The sequence below is a fragment of the Geodermatophilus sp. SYSU D00965 genome (assembly GCF_054050075.1).
In genome coordinates this window covers 77,807-94,219 of sequence record NZ_JBJGYQ010000006.1, presented here as the reverse complement: position 1 = coordinate 94,219, position 16,413 = coordinate 77,807, and the positions used below count along the sequence as shown (strand labels likewise).

Here is a 16,413-nt window from a genome sequence, read left to right as displayed (position 1 = left end):
GAAGACAGGCGACAGCACCGTCCAGAGGCTCACCGCGGGCCCGCGAGCCTCAGGACGGCGTCCTTCTCTACGCCGGGATGCGCTCGGCCACGGCGGGCTGCCGGGGCGCGGGGACGACGGCGTCGCCGCCGGTGGACCCGTCGAGCCGGGCCATGAGGTCGGCGGCCGCGGCGCGCTCGGCCTCGCTCGGCTCCACGGTGTAGACCGGCATGTGGTCGTACAGCATCGTGAACACCTCGCTGACGAAGGCGTAGGCGGCCTGGGCCTGCGGCGAGAACCGGGCGACCGCGGCGCGCGGGCCGAGCTCCACGCCGACGGTGACGCGGACGACCCGGTCGTCCTTGCTGAGCCCGGTGAGCGAGAACGACACCGAGGGGTGCTCGCCGGCCAGCTCGGCCAGTGCGGCCAGGCACCGCCGCGTCGAGCCACGGCGCGGCCGCAGCTGGACGTGGACGACCACGGTGTCGGCGTCGAGGCCGAAGCCGTCCGTCGTCGCGACGTCCGTGCCGGACCCGTTGACTGCGCTCTGTTGCATGCTGATTGCCCCCTGTGACGTGCTTGGGGCAACTCTCGCGCATCGGGTGCGCGGCAAGGGCACAACACTCGCTGTGCCGAACGCGATTGTCAGGCCATGTCTTCGGCAGGTCTTGCCTGTGTCGCGCCCTGGCCGAGGGGCGCCGATGAGGTCGTCGGCAGGATCCGCCAAGCAGGAGGGGGCGGATCCCGGTCAGTTCTGCTCAGCTTGCGGCGTCCTCCGTGACCGGCTCGTGACCTCCGGCCCGACCGGCGGGCGCCGGCGGGTTCTGGGTGGGGGCCGCCGACTCCTGGGCGGGGGCCGCCGCGGGGGCGAAGGCGGCCAGTGCGCCCAGCGTGTCGGCGGTGACCTGCGCCGCCAGGAGGTTGGCCTCGGCGATCTGCCGGTACACCTCCTCGCGGTGGATGGTCACCTCCCGGGGGGCCTTGAACCCCAGTCGGACGGTGCCGCCCCGGACCTCGACGACGTGGACCTCGATGTCGTCGCCGATGCGGATCGTCTCGCCGACGCTGCGGGTGAGTGTGAGCACGAGTACCCCTCCATGGGTGTGTGGTGGCCGTCCGTGGCGTGTGGGTGGGAACGGCTGGTGCGGGCGGCCGACGGGGCCGCCAGTCCAGTTATCGGCGCAGCGGACGCCGGATGGGATGGGTGCTGTCCGGCAGCACGACCTGCGTGGCCCGCCAGTTCACCGGGTTGACCACGATCGGCGCGCGCAGGTTCGCCGTCGCGGCGGCCGGCCCCTCCGGGGGCACGGTGAGCAGGCAGTACACCCGCGCGTCGGCGGGGTCCTCGAGCTCCAGGTCGGCGGAGACCGTCCGCGGCAGCACCGGCGCGTACTCCGGGAAGTACCGGGCCGGGTCGACGGCGAGGAACCGCGGCCCCTCCGGCGCCATCGACTGGAGCCAGAACAGCCGGCCGTCGCCGTCGGCCGTGACGAGCACGTAGTCCCGGTGACCGGGGAACCCGGGCAGGGCCTCGGTGAGCGACAGCAGCGGCAGCGTCGCGACGGCCGACAGCGTCATCGCAGGAAGTCCACGAGGGTGGGCTGGATGACCTTGGCGGTGGCCTGCAGGGCGGCCTGGTAGGCCACCTGCTGCTGGCTGACCTCCATGATCGTCCTGGTCAGGTCGATGTCCTCGACGTCGGTCAGCTGCGACTTCAGGGTCAGCTGCAGGTCGGTGTTGACCTGTGCCGCGGCGTCCAGCCGTGCCGACCGCGCACCGACCGCCGAGGTGGCGCTCAGCAGCCGGTCGTAGGCGGTGTCGAGGTCGGCGAGGTCGCTCGACAGCGCGTCGGGGTCGGTCAGCACGTTGTCGGCGATCCGGGCGATGACGGCGAACAGGTCGTCCCCGTCCGCCGGGTCGCCGAACGCCTCCGGGCCGGTGATGTCGATCCGCACCTCCTGCGTGTTCGACACCCGCCGCATGGTGGGCACGACGTCGACCCCGTCGGCACCGCCGACGCCGACGTAGGCGCCGGTCGCGGTGTCGTAGGCGGTGCCGCCCGTGGTGACCCCGCCGAAGAGCGGCCGCCCGTTGAGGGTCTGGTTGGCCACCCCCAGCAGGCTCTGCCGGAGCGCCTCGACCTCGACGCTGATCGCCTCGGCGGAGCTCCCGGACGTGGAACCGGTGTTCATCCCCTGGACGGTCAGGTCCCGCACCCGGCGGACCTGGCTGATCATCGTGGTCAGCGCCGTGTCCGTGGCGTCGAGCCGGCTCTGCCCGTCGGAGATGTTGCGCGCGTGCTGGAGCGTCGCGCTCTGGTCCTGGCGGACCTGCATCGCCTTGTTCGTCCCGGTCGGGGAGTCCGACGGGGCGCTGATCTGCTTCCCGGAGGTCAGCTGCTGTTGCAGCTTGCCCAGCGCCGACAGGTTGCCGTTGAGGCCGAGCAGCGCGGTCTGCGTGACGGCCCGGTGGGTGATGCGCATCAGGTCACCGCCCCACGACGCCGGTGCCGTTGATGAGCTTGTCCAAGGCCTCGTCGATCGCCGTCACCATCCGGGCGGCGGCGCTGTAGGCGTGCTGGAAAGAGAGCATGTTCGTCATCTCCTCGTCGAGGTTGACCCCCGACACCGACTCGCGGGACGCGTCCACCTGCGTGGAGATCACCGACTGCACCGTGAGGTCGCGCTGGGCGACGGCGGACTCCACGCCGAGCGCGACGACGAGCGCTCGGTAGGTCGTGTCCACACCCCCGGAGTCCAGGCTGAGCTGGAAGAAGGCGTCGGCGTTGCCGCCGTCCCCGGACACCTCCCCGTTCAGGTCCGCGGGCGACTTGGTGGCGGCGGCCAGCAGCTCCGGCTTGGTGATCCGGAGGGTGATGGACGCGGCGGTCACCTTCGACAGGTCGACCGCGGCGGGGCCGGGGCCGTCGCCGAGCAGGGCCTGCCCCGGGTTGCCGGCGGCGTCGAAGCCGGTGGTCTGGACACCGTTGAGGCTGCCCACGAGCTGCTTGGCCACGCCGTCGAGGGCGGCGCGGTACTTCGGCAGGGTCCCGGACAGCGTCTCCACCTGCCCGCCGCCGGTGCCGCCCAGGTCCAGCGCCGTGCCGCCCGGGACGGTCACGACCCGCGGGTCGTTGCCGGTGCCGACGGCGCCGAGCGAGTCCACCCCCGCCAGCGCCAGCTGGAAGGAGTCCCCGCCGGAGACCACCGTGGTCCCGCCGACGAGGACGTTGAGCATGCCGTCCTTGCCCGGCTGGGTGGTGCCGCCGACCTTCTTGGCCAGGTCCATGACCAGCGCGTCCCGGCGGTCCGACAGCTCGTTGACCGGCAGCCCGGCCTGGCCGGCCGACCGGATCGCGCCGTTGAGGTCGGCGATCGAGCGGGCGGTGCTGTTGACCTCGGTGACCAGGGCCTGCAGGTTGTCGCGGGTCTGCGTCCACTGCTGGTCCAGCGTGGCGCTGGTGGTGCGCAGGCCGGTGGCGAGGATGTCCAGCCGCTCGAGGACCTGGCTCCGCGCGGCCGGCTCGGTCGGGTTGTTGGCCAGGTCGCTGAAGCCGCTCCAGACGTCGGCCAGCATGCTCTGGATGCCGCTGGTGCCAGGCTCGCGCAGGGCCGTCTCGACCTGGGCGAGCGCGTCGCTGGCCACGGTGAGCCGGGCGGTGCGCGCCGACTCGACCTGCGCCCGGCCCTCCAGGAACGCGTCCCGGATGCGGACGATCTCGTCGGAGCTCACGCCCGACCCGACCTCGCTGGCCACCGACCAGATGGCCGGGACGGCGGTGCCGCCCACGGCCTGCAGGGACACCCGCTGGCGGGAGTAGCCGTCGGTGTTGACGTTGGCGATGTTCTGGCCGGTGACGTCCATGCCGCGCTGCGCGGCCCACAGCGCCGTCGTCGCCGTGTTCAGCCCGCTGAAAGTACTCACAGGGCACCGTCCAGGGTCACCGCGCGGTGGGCGCGCTCGTCGCTGCGGCCCGTGGCCCCGTAGGTCCCGGCCGAGGGGGCCTTGACCGACAGCAGCGCGTCGCCGATGGCGGCCAGGCCGCCCTCGATCAGTTCGCGGTTGGCGTCGGAGAGGCTGCGCAGCTCGGTGACGAGCACGAGCAGCGCCTCGTGGTGCTTGGCGTACAGGTCGTTCCACGGCGCCGGCGCGGCCTCGACCAGCTTTCGCAGTGACGGATTGGCGCCCACCCCCAGACCCTCGGCGAGCACCTCGGTCGTCGCGGCGCGCTCGACCTCGAGGGTGCGCAGCTGGTCGAGGATCACCTCGATCTCGTGCGCGATGCGCGCCAGCCAGCGGGTCTTGCCCGTGACGATGAGGTACTGCTTCTCCTCCGCCTTGAACAGCAGCAGGTCGAGCAGTTCCTGCTCCCGCCACAGCAACGTCGACAGGTGCTGGTAGTCCACGCCCCTCACCGTCCTCCCGATCTCTCCCCGGCCGGCCGTTCTCCAGGTGCCGCCAGCGGGTTCTCAGGGACAGCCATCGGCACCTCCGGGGGACCCCTCAAGCCGAGGCACTCAAGTCGGGCGTGATTCGTGCCGACCAGTAGGTCCCGTCCGCGCCCCGGGCTGCCGAGAGAAGGGGCGTGAGACCATCGCGCGCTCCGGCGATCGAGCGGCCCGCCGCCCTGCGGCCCCTCCCCGCCCCTGAACGGGACCTCCCGGTTCGCGACGTGCCCACCCGGGACGTCGACGCCCTCGTGACCGAGCACCTGCCGCTCGCCGCGTTCGCCGTCAACGCGGTCGCGTCGCGGATCTCGCTGCCGGCCCACGTCAGCCGCGAGGACCTGCTGTCCTGCGCGAAGGTGGCGCTGGTCGAGGTGGCGCGCCGCTTCGACCCGTCGGCGGGCGCCTCGTTCGCGACGTACGCGCTGGCCCGGCTGCAGGGCGCCGTCCTCGACGAGCTGCGCTCGGGCGACTGGGCCAGCCGCTCGGTCCGCGCCGCCGCGCGCCGGACCGACGCCGCGGCCGACGCCCTGGCCATGCAGCTGGGGCGTCCCCCGACGCGCGAGGAGCTCGCCGGCAGCCTGGGCATGGCGACCAGCGAGCTGGACTCGCTGCAGGTCGACGTGCACCGGGCGGTCATGGTCAGCATCGACGCCGACACCGGCCCGGACGGCGCGTCGCTGGACCTGCCCGACACCGGAGAGTCCCCGGAGCGCGCCGTGCTGCGCGGCGAGCGCAGCCGCTACCTGCACGAGGCGATCCGCGCGCTGCCCGACCGCCTGGACGAGGTGGTGGAGCGCAACTTCTTCGGCGGGGAGTCGCTCACCGACATCGCCGCCGACCTCGGGGTGACCCTCTCCCGCGTCTCGCAGATGCGCGCCCGCGCACTGACCCTCCTGCACGCGGCGATGAGCGAGGTGTGGGAGGGCACGCCGGTGCCCGCCGGCGGCGGGGTGCGGGCGCGCAACCAGCAGCGCTCCTACGTCGACCAGGTCGCCGGCCGCAACGCTCCCCCGCCGCTGCCCCACCCCCGCGGCGCGCAGGTCGCCAGCCGGTACGGAGCGGCGCGCCCCGCCTGACCTCGGCAGCCGCCGTGCTCCCCGCCCTCCCGGGGCGACCACCGACAGAGAGGACAGCCCCGTGAAGGTGCTGATCATGCACGCTGGGCAGGACGCCCAGGACTACTACCGGGTCCGTGAGCCCGCCGCGGCCATCGAGGCGGCGGGCCTCGGCGTGGAGATCGAGACGACCCGCGGCATCGAGACGATGGTCCGCCCGTCCGCGGACGGTGGTGAGGGCGAGGTCTACGCCGCCGATGCGCGCGGTGCCGACGTCGTCGTCCTGCAGTTGCCGAAGACCGTCGCGATGCTGCAGACCATCCGCGTCCTGCAGGCCGACGGTGTCGCCGTCGTCGTGGAGATGGACGACCTGCTCACGAGCATCCCGTTCGGTACCCCGAGCCACGAGCTCCTCGTCCGCAAGGGCATGGCCCGCCGGGCTGCCGAGTGCGCCCGCGAGGCGGACCTGGTGACCACGACGACGCCGGCGCTGTTCCAGGAGTACGCACCGCACGGCCGGGGTGCGGTGATCCCGAACGCGGTGCCGCGCCGCGTCGCCGAACTGCCCCCGGCCTACGCACGGGACCCCGAGGTGGTCACCGTCGGCTGGACCGGCAGCGTCTTCTACCACCCCTACGACCTCGAGGAGGTCGGGTCCGGGCTCCAGCAGGCGCTGGACCGCACCGCAGGGCGGAGCCGGTTCACCGTCCTCGGTCAGAAGGGGAACGCCCGCACCCGCCTCGGCCTGTCCGAGGAGCCCGGCGAGGTGCCCTGGATCGACGGCGTCGACGCGTACGCGACGGCGGTCGGCGAGCACTTCGACATCGGGATCGCGCCCCTGCGGCTCGACCGCTTCAACACGTCCAAGAGCTGGCTCAAGGCACTGGAGTACTCGGCCCGGGGGGTCTGGTTCGCCCGCTCCCCCAGCGCGGAGTACGAGCGGCTGGGCCTCGGCTGGCGGGCCCGGAACGCCAAGGACTGGGCCAAGGCCCTCACGGCCGCGATCAACGACCCCGACCGGCGCCGCGAGCAGGCCGCCCAGAACCGCGACGCCGTCCTCGCCGGCCACCTGACCGAGCACACCGCCGAGCAGTGGGTCGCCGCCTGGCGGCAGGCGCTCGACGTCGCCGCCAGGAGCCGGCGCCGGTACGCCTGACCGCGCGTGCGCCCCCCGGCCGGACCGGCACCCGCCCCGGCCGGGTGACCCCACGGAGAAATCCCGTCCCGTTCGCCTCAAGTCCCGGGCAGCCGGAACCGAAAGAACGAGGGCAAGGCCCGCAGCACGGATGCAGCGGGATGAACACCAAGACCCCGTCCAAGGAGGAACACCATGGGTCTCAGCGTCAACAACAACATCGCGGCGATGAACTCGTACCGCAACCTGTCGATCACCGACGGGCAGATGAGCAAGTCGCTGGAGAAGCTCTCCTCCGGCTTCCGCATCAACCGTGCGGCGGACGACGCTGCGGGCCTGGCCATCTCCGAGGGCCTGCGCTCGCAGATCGGTGGCCTCAAGGTCGCCGTCCGCAACACCCAGGACGGCGTCTCGGTCGTGCAGACCGCTGAAGGTGCGCTCACCGAGACGCACAAGATCCTGCAGCGCATGCGCGACCTGACCGTCCAGGCCAGCAACGGCGGTGGGCTCAACGACGACGCCAAGAAGAACATCCAGTCCGAGATCAGCCAGCTCAAGAACGAGCTGACCCGGATCCAGGACACGACGACCTTCAACGGCACCAAGCTGCTGGACGGCAAGTACGACGGCAAGTTCCAGGTCGGCGCGAACGTCGGCGAGGCCATCAACGTCAAGGTCGGCACCGGCATGGGTGCCAAGGGCCTCGGCGTCGACGGCGTCGACATCACCAAGACCGGGACCGGCAACGTCAACGTCACCGCGACCACGGCCGTCGCCGGCTCGGCTGCGGGCGCCAACGGCACCGCTGCCTCGGCGACGATCTCCTCGCTGGACCTGACCAAGTCGGAGAACTTCGCCAAGCTCGACGGCTCGCTCACCTACAACGGCAAGACCCTGGACCTCTCGTCCATCGTCTACAAGGCCGACGCGGACGTCGCCGCCCGCAAGACCGCCGTCGAGAACGCCGTGAGCAACGTCTTCGGCACCTCGGTGACCGTGGACTGGGCCACCTCGGCCAGCGGTGTGGTCTTCAAGGGTGAGACCCCGGTGGGCACCGACGCCACCGAGCTCGCCAAGAAGCAGATGACCTTCACCCAGGCCTCGGGTGCCGACGACGCTCTGAAGAAGATCGACGCCGCCATCAAGACCGTGTCCAACACCCGCGCCGATCTGGGTGCCATCCAGAACCGGTTCGAGCACACGATCAACAACCTCAACGTGGCGGTCGAGAACCTGACCGCCTCGGAGAGCCGGATCCGCGACACGGACATGGCCCAGGAGATGACCAACTTCACCCGGAGCCAGATCCTGACCCAGGCCGGCACCGCCATGCTGGCCCAGGCCAACCAGGTCCCGCAGGGTGTCCTGAGCCTGCTCCGCTGATCCACCCGCACCACCTGAGCACCACCAGGTGAAGGGGGGAGGCCTCCGGGCCTCCCCCCTTCCCGCTCGATCACCCCCCTCAGCCCAGGAGGCCCCGGCATGGCAGGCATGAGCACGAGCGTCGGCCTGATCTCGGGCATGGACACCGCCAGCCTCATCAGCCAGCTGATGCAGGTCGAGGCGAACCCGCAGACCCTCCTGAAGAACAAGCTCGTCTCCACCAACAGCGACGCCAGCGGCTACCGCGCGGTCAACCTCCGGTTCGACTCGCTGCGCAGCGCGGCCGCAGCGCTGTCCGGCGACGCCGCGTGGACGGCCGCCAAGGCGACCAGCTCCAACGCCACCGTCACCGCCTCCGCCGGCTCGAGCGCGCTCGCCGGCTCCCTCACCTTCACCGTCGAGCAGCTGGCCACCACCCACTCGATGCGCAGCGACACCGTGTTCGCCGCGCCGGCCGGGAAGACCGCTGCCGACACCGACTTCACCGCCACCTCGATCGCCGTCAAGGTGGGCACCACCACCACGACGATCGCCCTCGACACCGACGGCAACGGCACCGCGACGCTGACCGAGGCGGCCGCCGCGATCAACGCGAAGAAGGACCTGGGACTCACCGCCTCCGTCGTCCAGGTCGCCGAGGGCAAGTACCGGATGCAGCTGACCACCGCGACCTCCGGCGCCGCCGGGGCGTTCTCGATCACGAGCGGCCCGGCGTTCAGCGACCTCACGACCGGGGTGGACGCGAGGCTGAAGATGGGCTCCGGCACCGGCGCCTACGAGGTCACCTCGTCCAGCAACACCTTCACCGGCCTGCTGCCCGACACCTCGATCACGGTGTCGAAGGCCGGGGAGACGTCGACGGTCTCGGTGGGGCGCGACACCGACGCGACCGCGGCCAAGGTGCAGGCCCTGGTCGACGCCGCCAACAGCGCGCTCCAGGTGATCTCCGACTACAGCTCGAAGGACAGCACCACCGCGACGCTGCAGGGCGACAGCACCCTGCGCGACCTGGCCGGCCGGGTCCTGGACATCGTCTCCTCCGGCATCGGCGGCAAGTCCGCCGCCACCTACGGCGTCCAGCTGACCAAGGACGGCAAGCTGACGTTCGACAAGGCCACGTTCACCAGTGCGCTGGCCGCGGACCCCGCCGCCACCCGCACGTTCTTCACTGCCACCACCGGGTCGGGCGCCAACGTCGAGCCGGTGGGGCTGGCCGCGCAGATCGAGGCCATGGCCAAGGCTGCATCCGATGCCACGACCGGCTCGCTGACCCTGCTGGCCAACGGCAGCGACAGCGTCGCCAAGGACCTCGAGGACCGCATCGCCGACTGGGACGTCCGCCTCGCCCTGCGCAAGGAGACACTGACCCGCCAGTTCACGGCGATGGAGACCGCCCTCGGCACACTCCAGAACCAGTCCTCCTGGCTGGCCGGACAGATCAGCAGCCTGCCGTCCTGGTCCTGAGCCGTCCGCCTCCCCATGTCCCCCACCGACGCCGCTCCCCCGACGTTGCCCCTGGAGACCCGCACCCCATGAGCACTGCCTCGCTCCGCGCCCGCTACCTCGGTGACACCGTCACGACGGCCTCTCCGCAGCGGCTGCTCGTCATGCTCTACGACCGTCTCGCCCTCGACCTCGAGCGGGCCGGCGGCGCGTTGGCGACCGGCGACCGCGAGCAGGCCGCCGAGCAGCTCCAGCACGCGCAGGAGATCGTCATCGAGCTGCACAGCAGCCTCAAGGTCGACGCCTGGGAGGGCGGTCCCCGGCTGTCCGCGCTCTACACCTGGCTGCTCGGCGAGCTCGTGCAGGCCAACGTCAAGGGCGACCGCAACCGGGTCGCCTCGTGCCTGCAGGTCGTCGAGCCGCTCCGGGACGCGTGGCGGCAGGCCGCGGAGTCCTTGGCCGTCGCGTCGGCATGACCGGCGCACGCCCGCGCCGCGGCGCAGACGGGGCGAAGCCCGGCGACTGGGCCACGGTCCTCGACGACCTGGAGGCCGACGTCCTCGCCGCCGAGGCGACGATCAGCGGGGACGACCTGACCGAGGAGCAGGCCGACGCGGCCGACGCCTGGCGGCGCGGCGTCCAGGACTGGGTCCCCCCGTCCGGGCTGGGCCCCCTCCCCCACGACCTCCGCGACCGCGCCGCGCGGCTCCTCCAGCACCAGCTGGCCGTCGCCGAGGAGCTCGTCGAACGGATCATCCAGTCGCGCCGGCAGCGCGACGTCGCCGCGCGGATGTCCTACGCCCCGTCCCGGCCCGTGGCCGGCTTCATCGACCAGGCCCTCTAGCCCCGCCTCCCCCGGCACCCGAGCCCCCGTCGCGCCTCCCGGCGCGACGGGGGCTCTCGCGTTCCCGCGGCGGGCACGGCGCAGTACCGGCCGGTCGTCACACCAGTCCCTGCCACCCCGTGCGCCGACACCGGTCACTCCCGTCGGGGACGCCGGTCAAGGGAGCCCACGGGGACGCCGATGAGGGGGGAGCACGGACAGCACCACCTTCGCCACGGATCGGCGGCCCCCTCACTCGCTCGCGAGTGTCTCCTGCGTACCCGGAGGCCGATCGTGTCCTGCTGCCCTGCCCACGTGGCCGTCGCCCGATGATCGGCGACGTCACCGCGACGACGCTGCACGCCGCCCTGTCCGGGCTGGCCCAGCGGCAGCGCGTCACCACGGACAACATCGCGAACGTCAACACCCCGGGCTTCCTGGCCGGCCGCGTCGACTTCGAGTCGAGCCTGAAGAGCCAGCTCACCAGCGGGCAGACCCCGACGGTCAGCGGCGGCACGGTCGCGCGCTCGCTGGAGCCGACGAACACGAACGGGAACAACGTGAACCTCGACAGCGAGACGGTCATCGCCACCGAGACCGGCCTGCGCTACCAGCTGGCCCTCAACGCGCTCGACGGCAAGTACAGCGTCCTGCGCACGGCCCTGCGGACGGCGTGAGCCCGTGTTCGACAGCATCAACGTCGCCGGGTCCGGCCTGCTCGCGCACCGCAAGTGGCTGGACGCCGTCTCGGACAACATCTCCAACGTCAACACGGTGACCAGCGCCGACGAGGACGCCTTCCAGGAGCGGTTCATCGTCGCGCAGGCCGTGGACTACGGCTCCGGTGAGGGCGGCGTCCGCGTGGCCCGGGCCGAGCTCGGCAGCGCCGAGGGCCGGCTGGTGTACGAGCCGGACAACGCGCTCGCCGACGCCGACGGCTACGTCAAGTACCCCGACATCGACCTCGGTGAGCAGATGACCAACCTGATCATGGCCCAGCGCGGCTACCAGGCGAACCTCGCGACCATGGAGCGGGCGACGAACGCCTACCAGGCCGCCCTGCAGCTCGGGAAGGGCTCATGACCTCGCCCATCGGGGGGATCTCGTTCCCCACCGTGTCGATCCCCGCCGTCGGAGAGGTCACTCCCGCCGCGGAGCCGGCCACCGGCACGTCGGCGGTCTCCGGCTCCGGGTTCGCCGACGTCCTGACCTCGGCGCTGGACCAGGTGCAGGCGGCGCAGTCGACGTCGGACGCGCTCGCCGTCCAGGCCGCCACCGGTGACCTGCGCGACGTGCACGACTACATGATCGCCGCCAACGAGGCGAAGCTCGCGACCGAGATGGTCGTGACCATCAAGAACAAGGCCGTTGAGGCCTTCACCGAGATCATGAGGATGCCGGTCTGATGCCTGCCGCCCTCGCCGGGCCGCTCGGGCGCCTGCGCTCCGCGCTGTCCACGATCAGCCTCGGGCAGAAGGTCGTCATCGGCCTCCTGGTCGTCGGGTTGCTCCTCGGCGGCTTCTTCTTCTACCGGTGGATCACCGCGCCGACGTACGCCCCGCTGTTCTCCAACCTGGCCTCGACCGACGCCTCGGCGATCGTCGACGAGCTCAACGCCTCGGGCGTCGCCTACGAGCTCGCCGACGGCGGCGCGACGATCATGGTCCCCAACGACCAGGTCTACGACCTGCGGCTGTCGATGAGCGGCAAGGGCCTGCCGGCCGGCTCCGACACCGGGTACGCGCTGCTCGACGAGTCGGGCATCACGACCAGCGAGTTCCAGCAGCAGGTGTCCTACCAGCGGGCGCTGGAGGGCGAGCTGGCCAAGACCCTGGAGGCGCTGGACGGCGTCCGCTCCGCGGTGGTGCACGTGGCGCTGCCCGAGGACGAGGTCTTCGTCTCCGACCAGAAGGAGCCCACCGCCTCGGTGCTGCTCGACCTGGCCCCGGGCACCGACCTCTCCGGTGAGCAGATCCAGGCGGTGACCAACCTGGTCTCCTCCAGCATCGAGGGCATGGAGGCCGACCAGGTCACCGTCGCCGACTCCACCGGCGCGGTGCTCTCGGCCCCCGGCCAGGGCGTGACGGCCGCGGCCGGCGACGCCCGCTCGCAGCTGGAGCAGGAGTACGAGGCCCGGCTGGCCGGCAACGCGCAGGCGATCCTCGACCGCGTCCTCGGCCCCGGCAACGTCCAGGTGTCGGTGCGCGCCGACCTCGACCTGAGCCAGCGCGACACCACCTCGAAGACCTACACCTACGAGGACGGCACCCCGCCGATCTCGGAGAGCACCACGACCGAGGAGTACTCGGGCACCGGCGCCGCCGTCGGCGGCGTGCTGGGCCCGGAGAACACCGCGGACGCCGGTGGCGAGGGGGACTCGGCCTACAACAAGGAGTCGACCACCTCGAACAACGCCGTCGGGGAGACCACGGAGACGGTCACCGGCGCGCCGGGGACCATCAACCGGCTCACCGTGTCGGTCGTCATGGACCAGGCGGTCGGGGGCAACCTGAACCAGAACCAGGTGCAGGACCTCATCGGGAACGCCGTGGGTCTGGACCCGGCGCGCGGTGACGACATCACCGTCGCCTCCATGCCCTTCGACACCACCGCCGCCGACCGGGCCGCGGCCGAGCTGGACGCCGCGCAGGAGGCCGAGAAGCAGGCCCAGATGTGGTCGATGATCAAGACCGGCGGCATCGCCCTCGGCATCGCCCTGCTCGTGCTCGTCGTCTGGCTGCGGTCGCGCCGCCGGCAGGACGCCGAGGAGGACTACGAGCCGCTGGAGCTGCCCGACGACGTGATGGCCGAGCTCGACCGGATCCGGATCGAGAGCACCCGGGAGGCCGCGGTCGACGACGCCCAGGCCGAGCTCGAGGCGGCCGAGCGGGCGCGGGTGCGCGGCGAGATCGCCTCCATGGTGAGCGAGAAGCCCGACGAGGTCGCGGCCATGCTCCGTGGCTGGCTGAGCGAGAGCGGAGCTAAGTCATGACCTTGGCCAGCGTCGAGCAGATGGTCGGCATCGAGTCGGCCGCCGCCCAGACCGCCGTCCTGCCCGCGGTGCGCCAGCGCCCGGACATGCCCGGCATCCGCAAGGCCGCGGTGTTCATCGCGCAGCTGAGCAAGGAGGAGGCCGGCACGCTGCTGGCCAAGATGCGGCCGCGCGAGGTCGAGCAGATCACCCGCGAGCTCATGAAGCTGGGCACGGTGGGAGCCGACGACGTCGACGGCGTCCTCGAGGAGTTCCACCACCTCATGACCGCGCAGCGGTTCGTGGGGCGCGGCGGCGTGGACTTCGCGCGCGAGATCCTCGCCGCGGGCCTGGGCGAGGAGAAGGCCGACGGCATCCTGTCCCGGCTCAACGTCGTCTACACCGAGGTGCCCTTCGCCTCGCTGCGCAACGTCGACGTCCGCCAGCTGGTCACCTTCCTCAAGGACGAGCACCCGCAGACCATCGCGCTGGTGCTGGCCCACCTGACGGCGGCGCAGTCGGCGGAGGTGCTCTCCGGGTTCGCCCCCGAGCAGCAGGCCGCCGTCGCCCACCGGATCGCCACCATGGACCGCACCACGCCGGAGATGGTCCGCCTGGTCGAGGAGGAGCTCGGCCGGCGGATGGGCTCGCTGCTCGCCCACCAGGACATGAGCACCGTCGGCGGCGTCGAGACCCTCGTGGAGATCATCAACCGCTCGCCGCGGCCGACCGAGCGGTCGATCCTCGAGTGGCTGGACAGCACCGACCCCGAGCTCGCCGAGCAGGTCCGGGCGCAGATGTTCGTCTTCGAGGACATCGTCACCATCGACGACCGCTCGCTGCAGCTGGTGCTGCGCGAGGTGGAGGCCAACGACCTGGCCACCGCGCTCAAGGGCGTGCGCCCCGACGTGCGGGACAAGGTGGTCCGCAACCTCTCCGAGCGCGCCGCCGAGAACCTCGCCGAGGAGATCGAGCTGCTCGGCCCGGTCCGCACCCGGACGGTCGAGGAGGCCCAGGCCAAGGTCGTCGGCGTCATCCGCACCCTCGAGGAGCAGGGCGTCCTGACCATCTCGCGCGGCGGCGACGATGACTTCGTCGCCTGACGCCGGCGCGGCAGCGCCGGCGCGGCGGGCGCAACGCGAGTCGGCGCTCCTGCGCGGGGACACGGCGGCCAAGCCGGCGCCCTACACCCGTGCGGTGCCCGTGCAGCAGACCACCGAGCGGCGGACGACGATCCGCCGGGCCGCGGACATGCCGGTCCCGGCCAACCGGACGTCGTTCCGGCTCGGGGACGTCTACGCCGAGGAGCTGGCGCGGCTGCGCGAGCACGCCCGGCAGGAGGGCTACGCGGCCGGTCACGCCGAGGGCCTGCAGGCGGCCGCGAGCGTCGTCGCCGAGGCCGAGCGGGCCGCCGAGGAGCGGCTCGCCGAGGTGCAGGCCCGGTGGGAGCGGCGGCTGGTCTCGGCCACCGCGGCGCTGGGCGCGGCCGTCACGCAGCTGGAGCAGTCCGCGCTGCCGGTCGCCGAGGACGTCCGCGACTCGGTCATCTCGATCGTGCTCACCCTCGTCGAGGACCTCCTGTGCCGGGAGCTGGCGGTCGCCGACTCCCCCGCGCTCGACGCCGTCCGGCGCGCGCTGACGCTGTGCCCGGCCGACGCGCCGGTCGTCGTCCGGCTGCACCCCGACGACCTCCGCGAGGTCCCGGCCGAGGCGCTGGCCGAGCTGCCGAACACCGTCCGCGTCGTCGCCGACGCCGCGGTGGAGCGGGCCGGCGCGATCGCCGAGACCGGCCCCTCCCGCGTCGACGCTCAGCTGGGCACCGCGCTGCAGCGGGTCCGGGCGGTGCTGGCCCCATGACGGTCGGACTGCTCGACCGCGCCCGCGCCGCGGCCCGCCCGGAGCTGACCGGGCAGGTCGTGGGCGCCATGGGGCTGACCCTGTCGGTGGAGGGCATCGTCGCCTCCGTCGGCGACCTGGTGGAGGTCAACCCCGGCCCCCGCGGGCTGCTCGGCGAGGTCGTCGCGGTCACCCGCGACCGGCTGACCTGCATGCCGCTCGGCGAGCTGTCCGGCGTGCACGCCGGCGCCCCGGTGCGCGCCACCGGCATGCCGCTGCAGGTGCCGGTCGGCGAGGCGCTGCTCGGCCGGGTCCTCGACGGCCTCGGCCGCCCCGTGGACGGCGGCCCGCCGCTGGACGCCGGGCTGGAGTTCGTCGACCTGGCCAGCGAGACCCCGCACCCGCTCACCCGCGCCCGGGTCGCCGAGCCGCTCACCTCCGGCGTCCGGGTCCTGGACACGATGGTGCCGATCGGCAAGGGGCAGCGGCTGGGCATCTTCGCCGGCTCGGGCGTGGGCAAGTCCACGCTGCTGTCCCAGATCACCCGCGGCACCGACGCCGACGTCCGGGTGATCGGCCTGATCGGCGAGCGTGGCCGCGAGGTCAAGGAGTTCCTCGAGGAGAACCTCGGCCCCGAGGGGATGGCCCGCACCGTCGTCGTGGTCGCCACCTCCGACGAGCCGCCGCTGGTGCGGCTCAAGGCCGCGTTCGTCGCCACCCGCATCGCCGAGGGGTTCCGCGACCAGGGCCGCGACGTCCTGCTGCTCATGGACTCCATCACCCGGACGGCGATGGCCCAGCGCGAGGTCGGGCTCTCCGCCGGGGAGCCGCCGGCGACCCGCGGCTACCCGCCGAGCGTGTTCGCCATGATGCCGCGGCTGCTGGAGAAGGCCGGCACCGCCGCCACCGGGTCGATCACCGGCCTCTACACGGTGCTCGTCGACGGCGACGACCACAACGAGCCGATCGCCGACACCGCCCGCTCGATCCTCGACGGGCACGTCGTGCTCACCCGCAAGCTCGCCACCGCCGGCCACTTCCCGGCCATCGACGTCCTCGAGTCGATCTCGCGGGTCGCCACGGCCGTCGTCCCGCCGGCGCAGATGGCCGACGCCCGCGAGGTCCGGCGGCTGATGGGTGCGCTGCGCGACGTGAAGGAGCTCATCGAGATCGGCGCCTACCAGGCCGGCAGCGACCCCCTGGTCGACCGCGCCCGGCAGCTCGCCCCCGCGATCGACTCCTTCCTCCAGCAGCCCACCGGGGAGCTGACGCCGGCGGCCGAGGCGTGGAACTGGCTGAACCGCATCGTCCGGTCGGCGTGACGCGGCTCGCGCGGTCGC

The 16,413-nt window shown here is 72.6% G+C and carries 19 protein-coding genes; 13 read left to right on the top strand and 6 right to left on the bottom strand.

Features of this window, described 5'->3' with window-relative positions; all coding sequences use genetic code 11:
• Positions 1-67: 67 nt before the first annotated feature.
• The 6 genes from ACI789_RS07490 to ACI789_RS07465 form a co-directional block, all read right to left on the bottom strand.
• Entirely contained in the window at positions 68-535 is a 468-nt protein-coding gene (locus ACI789_RS07490) for a hypothetical protein (protein ID WP_457007623.1), read from the bottom strand.
• Positions 536-737: 202 nt separating this feature from the next.
• Positions 738-1,064 carry a carbon storage regulator CsrA gene (gene csrA / locus ACI789_RS07485; RefSeq protein ID WP_457007621.1) on the bottom strand — a complete coding sequence of 109 codons (327 nt, stop codon included), beginning with the start codon at positions 1,062-1,064 and terminating at the stop codon, positions 738-740.
• Positions 1,065-1,152: 88 nt separating this feature from the next.
• On the bottom strand, positions 1,153-1,557 hold the full coding sequence (fliW, locus tag ACI789_RS07480; protein WP_457007619.1) for a flagellar assembly protein FliW: 405 nt from the start codon (positions 1,555-1,557) through the stop codon (positions 1,153-1,155).
• Complete coding sequence (locus ACI789_RS07475) at positions 1,554-2,462, bottom strand: flagellin N-terminal helical domain-containing protein (protein WP_457007617.1); 909 nt, start codon at positions 2,460-2,462, stop codon at positions 1,554-1,556. The genes fliW and ACI789_RS07475 overlap by 4 nt, the downstream gene beginning before the upstream one ends.
• A 4-nt stretch (positions 2,463-2,466) precedes the next feature.
• Positions 2,467-3,903, bottom strand: coding sequence for a flagellar hook-associated protein FlgK (gene flgK / locus ACI789_RS07470; protein WP_457007615.1), 1,437 nt, complete (start codon positions 3,901-3,903; stop codon positions 2,467-2,469).
• The gene (locus tag ACI789_RS07465) at positions 3,900-4,385 is read right to left on the bottom strand and encodes a flagellar protein FlgN (protein ID WP_456918732.1); all 486 of its coding nucleotides are present in this window, start codon (positions 4,383-4,385) and stop codon (positions 3,900-3,902) included. Before ACI789_RS07465 ends, flgK begins: the two co-directional genes overlap by 4 nt.
• 266 nt (positions 4,386-4,651) lie before the next feature.
• Between ACI789_RS07465 and ACI789_RS07460 the strand changes: the two genes are divergently transcribed.
• The 13 genes from ACI789_RS07460 to ACI789_RS07400 all read left to right on the top strand — a co-directional run bounded on the left by ACI789_RS07460 (position 4,652) and on the right by ACI789_RS07400 (position 16,395).
• Entirely contained in the window at positions 4,652-5,503 is an 852-nt protein-coding gene (locus tag ACI789_RS07460; protein WP_457007613.1) for a sigma-70 family RNA polymerase sigma factor, read from the top strand.
• 61 nt (positions 5,504-5,564) lie between these two features.
• Entirely contained in the window at positions 5,565-6,638 is a 1,074-nt protein-coding gene (locus ACI789_RS07455) for a hypothetical protein (RefSeq protein ID WP_457007611.1), read from the top strand.
• A gap of 174 nt (positions 6,639-6,812) precedes the next feature.
• Complete coding sequence (locus tag ACI789_RS07450; protein WP_457007609.1) at positions 6,813-8,000, top strand: flagellin N-terminal helical domain-containing protein; 1,188 nt, start codon at positions 6,813-6,815, stop codon at positions 7,998-8,000.
• Between the two features lie 108 nt (positions 8,001-8,108).
• Positions 8,109-9,464 carry a flagellar filament capping protein FliD gene (gene fliD, locus ACI789_RS07445; protein ID WP_457007607.1) on the top strand — a complete coding sequence of 452 codons (1,356 nt, stop codon included), beginning with the start codon at positions 8,109-8,111 and terminating at the stop codon, positions 9,462-9,464.
• Positions 9,465-9,532: 68 nt separating this feature from the next.
• Positions 9,533-9,919, top strand: coding sequence for a flagellar export chaperone FliS (gene fliS / locus ACI789_RS07440; protein ID WP_457007605.1), 387 nt, complete (start codon positions 9,533-9,535; stop codon positions 9,917-9,919).
• Complete coding sequence (locus ACI789_RS07435) at positions 9,916-10,287, top strand: hypothetical protein (protein ID WP_457007603.1); 372 nt, start codon at positions 9,916-9,918, stop codon at positions 10,285-10,287. Before fliS ends, ACI789_RS07435 begins: the two co-directional genes overlap by 4 nt.
• A gap of 308 nt (positions 10,288-10,595) precedes the next feature.
• A complete protein-coding gene (gene flgB / locus ACI789_RS07430; protein WP_457007601.1) occupies positions 10,596-10,943 on the top strand; it encodes a flagellar basal body rod protein FlgB in 348 nt (115 codons plus the stop codon).
• A 4-nt stretch (positions 10,944-10,947) separates the two neighbouring features.
• On the top strand, positions 10,948-11,349 hold the full coding sequence (locus tag ACI789_RS07425) for a flagellar basal body rod protein FlgC (RefSeq protein ID WP_457007599.1): 402 nt from the start codon (positions 10,948-10,950) through the stop codon (positions 11,347-11,349).
• A complete protein-coding gene (fliE, locus tag ACI789_RS07420; protein ID WP_457007597.1) occupies positions 11,346-11,672 on the top strand; it encodes a flagellar hook-basal body complex protein FliE in 327 nt (108 codons plus the stop codon). Before ACI789_RS07425 ends, fliE begins: the two co-directional genes overlap by 4 nt.
• On the top strand, positions 11,672-13,258 hold the full coding sequence (fliF, locus tag ACI789_RS07415) for a flagellar basal-body MS-ring/collar protein FliF (RefSeq protein ID WP_457007595.1): 1,587 nt from the start codon (positions 11,672-11,674) through the stop codon (positions 13,256-13,258). Before fliE ends, fliF begins: the two co-directional genes overlap by 1 nt.
• Complete coding sequence (gene fliG, locus ACI789_RS07410) at positions 13,255-14,340, top strand: flagellar motor switch protein FliG (RefSeq protein WP_456918721.1); 1,086 nt, start codon at positions 13,255-13,257, stop codon at positions 14,338-14,340. Before fliF ends, fliG begins: the two co-directional genes overlap by 4 nt.
• Entirely contained in the window at positions 14,324-15,094 is a 771-nt protein-coding gene (locus ACI789_RS07405) for a FliH/SctL family protein (protein ID WP_457007593.1), read from the top strand. The genes fliG and ACI789_RS07405 overlap by 17 nt, the downstream gene beginning before the upstream one ends.
• Positions 15,091-16,395 (top strand): FliI/YscN family ATPase, encoded by a 1,305-nt coding sequence (locus ACI789_RS07400; protein WP_457007591.1) that lies wholly within the window; start codon positions 15,091-15,093, stop codon positions 16,393-16,395. Before ACI789_RS07405 ends, ACI789_RS07400 begins: the two co-directional genes overlap by 4 nt.
• Positions 16,396-16,413: the final 18 nt, after the last annotated feature.